Annotated in this window: 1 pseudogene; it reads left to right on the top strand. The window is 64.1% G+C overall.

The window, feature by feature from the left end:
- Nucleotides 1-161: 161 nt before the first annotated feature.
- Nucleotides 162-989, top strand: a pseudogene (locus ACIA5H_RS37770) (IS256 family transposase); the annotation flags it as partial.
- Nucleotides 990-1,364 lie beyond the last annotated feature (375 nt).

The raw sequence follows: 1,364 nt of genomic DNA, 5'->3' as shown, positions 1-1,364 counted from the left end.
GCCGGGTCAGGACGATCCCGCTATCCGATTCGTGTGCCACCATCGCCCAGAACTCCATGCGGACGAGCATACGAGCGTCCGGACGGGTCCGGGAGCGGGACTGTGGATTTATGGGTGTTTCCGGCCTGATTCGCTGACCGGATGGTCAGCGGGAAGGTGCCGTGATGACGACACTTGATGCCGTGGCGAAGAAGAAGGCCGAGGCCTCGGCCGAGCAGCTGGCAGCGGCGGAGTTGGTGAGGATGGCCAAACGGCAGGGCTTGTCCCTGACGGGGCCCGACGGGTTGCTGCAGCAGTTCACCAAGACCGTCCTCGAGACCGCGCTGAACGAGGAGATGACCGAGCACTTGGGGTATGAACCCAACCAGGCGCCCGAGGGCCGGGAATCGGTGAATGTGCGTAATGGGACCAGGTCGAAGACGGTGTTGACCGCGACGACCGGGCCGGTGCCGATCGAGGTGCCCCGCGACCGGGACGGCAGCTTTCAACCGCAGATCGTGCGCAAGCGGCAGCGCCGATTGTCCGGGGTCGATGAGATCGTGCTGTCGTTGTATGCGAAAGGCCTCACAAACGGGGAGATTTCGGCGCATTTCGCTGAGATCTATGGCGCGTCGGTGTCCAAGGAGACGGTCTCCCGGATCACCGACAAAGTGGTCGCGGAGATGCAGGAATGGTCGAGCCGACCCCTGGACGAGGTGTATGTCGCGATCTTCATCGACGCGCTGGTTGTGAAGGTGCGCGACGGTCAAGTCGCCAACCGGCCGATCTATGCCGCGATCGGGGTCACCGTGACCGGGGAGAAGGACATCCTCGGCCTGTGGGCCGGCAGCGGTGGTGAGGGCGCGAAGTTCTGGATGAGTGTGCTCACCGACATCCGTAACCGCGGAGTCAAGGATGTCTTCTTCCTGGTCTGCGACGGGCTCAAAGGACTGCCGGAGGTGGTCGGCAATGTGTGGCCGCTGGCCACGGTGCAGACCTCATCCGTCCACAATGCTGTCGCCGGGATGGTCCCGGCGGTCACTCGCACCACCCCGGTCACGACCTATGCAGACGTGCAACCTTCGAGGTCCAGATGCAGACCTGTCGGGCCGGGGTGGTGGCGGGCTTCACATCGGCCAGCGGGAGTAGCGCTTCGAGCGCCGAGATGAGGTTCCGGGGAAGCCGGCCGAGCGGTGGCCGAACTTCTTCTTGCAGGAGCATCGTTGGTCCACGTCACCGGCACCAGTCCAGCCGAACAGTCTGTGTTCGCGGGAATAGACTGGGGCGGAATGAGGTTCCCCCGCTTCCTTGGAGGGCTCTGAGCATGGTCCGATAGGACCGGGAAGGAGCCCCGCGTGGCAGCACCGAAGAAATACCCGGACGAG

The sequence above is a fragment of the Nocardia sp. NPDC051900 genome (assembly GCF_044452545.1).
GTDB lineage: Bacteria > Actinomycetota > Actinomycetes > Mycobacteriales > Mycobacteriaceae > Nocardia > Nocardia sichangensis.
The sequence above is the reverse complement of the archived record's forward strand: the minus strand, read 5'-3'. Positions and strand labels throughout refer to the sequence as shown.